Consider the following 3,246-nt stretch of genomic DNA (forward strand, 5'->3'; position numbering starts at 1 on the left):
TTTTGAGACAGCCCCTTTTATTTGATTTATTATTAAAACGAAGTATCCTGCTACTAAGAAGATGAGCGTAATCCCAATAATGTTGTGGATAAAATTTTGAATCCCAATATCGGTAATATCTAAAAAGAAATAAAGATAAGGATGCTCGGGTTCTGGAACAGGTCGGTGAAAGAATGTACGACCAACAATATAAAAGAAATAGATGATGGGAATTAATAACCACTGAAATGGTATATACCAAGAGTAATCTTGATTCTTATCAAATAAAATCATGTCCATCACTACAAGAAATGGAGAGAGGTAATGAACAGCAATATCTGTTGAAGAAAATAACTGATGCATTGAGCCATATTTTAAACAGTAAGGAAGGATGATGAATTGGTATAATATAAAAGTAACGATAATCGCTGCCGTAATCCCACCTTTTATCCATGGTCTTTTTCTATTTGTCATCATTAAATATAAAAAGAAGAGACAGCACCAAAGGTTACTTTGTGTGGTGTAGTATAATAAGAAGCCTAAGTTTGGTTAATCAGCCGCCATATAAACACCCCCATAAATACCATAAGAAGTGCTGATAAGTATTAGAATTCTCCAAATGAATTTAAACATGAAACTCCCTCCCCATCCCAAGTATATGAGTAAGGATTTCGAAAAATGTGAGGTTAAACTAATGAAACAACATCTAGAAGATTATATTGAAGTGATTAAACAACTCCCCCTAAAAAAGAAGTACACAAAAGATGAATTATTAATTCCTGAACTTTTGGTTGAAAAGTATGGTGATATTGAAATTTATTATGCTCCCCATAATGAGTATTTAAATCCAAAAGCAAAGATTTTCATTGTTGGGATTACACCTGGCTTTGAGCAAATGAGTACGGCAATAGCAGAAGCTCGTATAAGGATTGAAGAAGGCCTTTCACTAGATGAAATAAAATATCATTGTAAGGTAGCGGGACGTTTTAGTGGAAGTTTACGTCAAAATCTATTAGCTTTATTGAATCGATTAAATTTAAACGACTACCTAGGGTTAAAAGATGCCAATGAGTTATTCAATGAACATGATGACTTATTACATACCGTTTCACTTATCCCCTACCCTGTCTTTGTAAAAGGGAAGAATTATACAGGGCATACCCCAAAGTTATTAAAAACGCCTATACTTCTTCGTTATATCACAGATCACTTTGTGGATGAGTTATCTAAATTAGATGATGTCTTGATTATCCCACTTGGTAAAGGTGTTGAAGAAGTACTTCTTTATTTATCAAATAAAAACTTGATTAATGAGCATCAAATATTAAAAGGGTTCCCTCATCCTTCTGGTGCAAATGCACATCGATTTAAACAATTTGAAGAACATCAAGAATCAATGAAATTACAGATTGAGTATTGGTTTAAAAAAGAGAATTAATTTGATTAGAAAAATGAAAGTTGAAGACATTGAGTCTGTTATAATTATATAGTTTTCTAGTACGGGGGTGGCACATCGCTTCATTTCGCTAGACTATGAGAAAAAAATTATAATATCGTTAAACACAGTTCAAGGAAGATTGAGAATATATAGAAGATATCCTACAAAAACAGGACCTCATTTGAGGTCCTTTTAATTAAACAGTGACAGCCCAGTTTGCGGAATATCGCGTACTTGAACAGTAATCAAGCGTGTAGCCTTAGCTCCCTGACTATCCACCACTTCATATATGACTTGATACGTGCCTACATGATTGGTATTCACATTATTATGAATGACTTTAATTTGATTCGTAATGTCTCCATCTTCTACATCATAAGCTTGAACACCTTCAAGCGGATCAAAGTTTGTTCCTTTTTTAACAATTCGATCCTTTACTTCTATAGTTGGTATTTGATTAATGCTAGACGCCGGCAATTCAACCGTAATTATACGTGTTGCTGTCGTCGTTTGATTTTCCGAATCTGTGACCTGATAAACGAGTTCATATGTTCCAGGTGTGAAAATATCAACTTTGCCTTCAACAATAATTTGATCGGTAATATCACCATCTTCAGCATCATAACCTTGAACACCTTGTAAAGGATTAAATTCTTCACCAAAAGGAATAGTTAAGTCGTCAACTCCACTCAGAATCGGTGGTTCTCCTAGAATGACTACATCAACAAAGACAGTTCCTGAAAACTCAATCATTCCACCATATTTCGGGTAATCAATAGTCTTCGTAAATTGATAAGATAAGGTTTGGTTAGTTGTGATGTTTTCCCATATAATTTGATTCGTTGATTCATCGTATTTTCCACCATTAACAACAATATCTCTAACAACTCCATCTTCAGCTTTTATTGGATTAGTAACGACAACAGATTCACCTTTTTTTATAGTTTGTGACGGAAGATAGATGGCCTGGCTATTTATATCTCCATAGCGGATTTCCTCTAGATTATTGACACTACTAATATCAGAGATCTGATTAAAAGAATAATCAAACAAATCAAGCTCTTTAAAGTGTTCAAGTGGGCTAAGATCATTGACCTTATTATGAGAAATATATATAGAAACAGATAAGTTTTTCACATTTTTTTCGCAGAGTCTTTGGATCACTTCTGAAGGTCTTTCATTGATATGTTGAATAAATCCTTGAACAGCGTTTCTAATCTCATTTATATTTTTATAAAAGACATTATGAATCACAGATTGTTTTAACCATTTCCATAATCCTTCAATTAAGTTTAATTCAGGACTATAAGGTGGTAAAAAGACTAACCTTAATCTATTTTTGTGTTCGTTTAAAAAAGGTTGTATGACTTTAGCGTGATGAATTCTTGCATTATCTAAAATCAAAACAATCTTTCCACTTGGATATTCCTTTAAAACATTGTTTAAGAATTTAAGAAAAATCTCAGCTGTGTAACGTTCTTCTTCTTGAACATAAACGTGACCTGTCTCATAGTTAAGGATTCCTATTAATTTGACACTTTTATTATTTCCGTAAGTAGGAATGATCCGTTGTTTTCCTTTGGGAAACCAATTATTGACTAATGATTGATAATCTCTAATGGAACTTTCATCTTGAAACAATAAATGATCAATCTCTCCACGAATCAAAATTTTTTAATTGTTCAAATTCCTGTCTAAATCCCTCTTGTTTTTCTTGACTAGCTCTCGCTAATGAGTAAGTCGGACGTGTGTAGCTAAAACCTAAGCGTAACAACATGTCACGCATTCCTCCTTTAGTAAATGAGATATCAAATTCTCTTTTTACCCAA

2 protein-coding genes and 2 pseudogenes are annotated in these 3,246 nt (G+C 33.1%); 1 reads left to right on the forward strand and 3 read right to left on the reverse strand.

The annotated features are described in order from the left end of the window. Positions 1-504, reverse strand: a pseudogene (locus NEH74_RS13155) (Pr6Pr family membrane protein); the annotation flags it as partial. Positions 505-673: 169 nt separating this feature from the next. Between NEH74_RS13155 and NEH74_RS13160 the strand changes: the two are divergent. Continuing rightward, the gene (locus tag NEH74_RS13160; protein WP_055305311.1) at positions 674-1,417 is read left to right on the forward strand and encodes a hypothetical protein; all 744 of its coding nucleotides are present in this window, start codon (positions 674-676) and stop codon (positions 1,415-1,417) included. A 192-nt stretch (positions 1,418-1,609) separates the two neighbouring features. On the opposite strand, the gene NEH74_RS13740 is transcribed toward NEH74_RS13160, so the two are convergent. Both NEH74_RS13740 and NEH74_RS13170 read right to left on the reverse strand, forming a co-directional pair. Continuing rightward, positions 1,610-2,581 carry an immunoglobulin-like domain-containing protein gene (locus NEH74_RS13740; protein ID WP_411040628.1) on the reverse strand — a complete coding sequence of 324 codons (972 nt, stop codon included), beginning with the start codon at positions 2,579-2,581 and terminating at the stop codon, positions 1,610-1,612. Beyond that, positions 2,564-3,246 (reverse strand): annotated as a pseudogene (locus tag NEH74_RS13170) (IS630 family transposase); the annotation flags it as partial. The pseudogene NEH74_RS13170 and the gene NEH74_RS13740, both read right to left, overlap by 18 nt.

Origin of the sequence: Turicibacter sp. GALT-G1, assembly GCF_025594995.1 — a bacterium.
Lineage (GTDB): Bacteria > Bacillota_I > Bacilli_A > MOL361 > Turicibacteraceae > Turicibacter > Turicibacter bilis.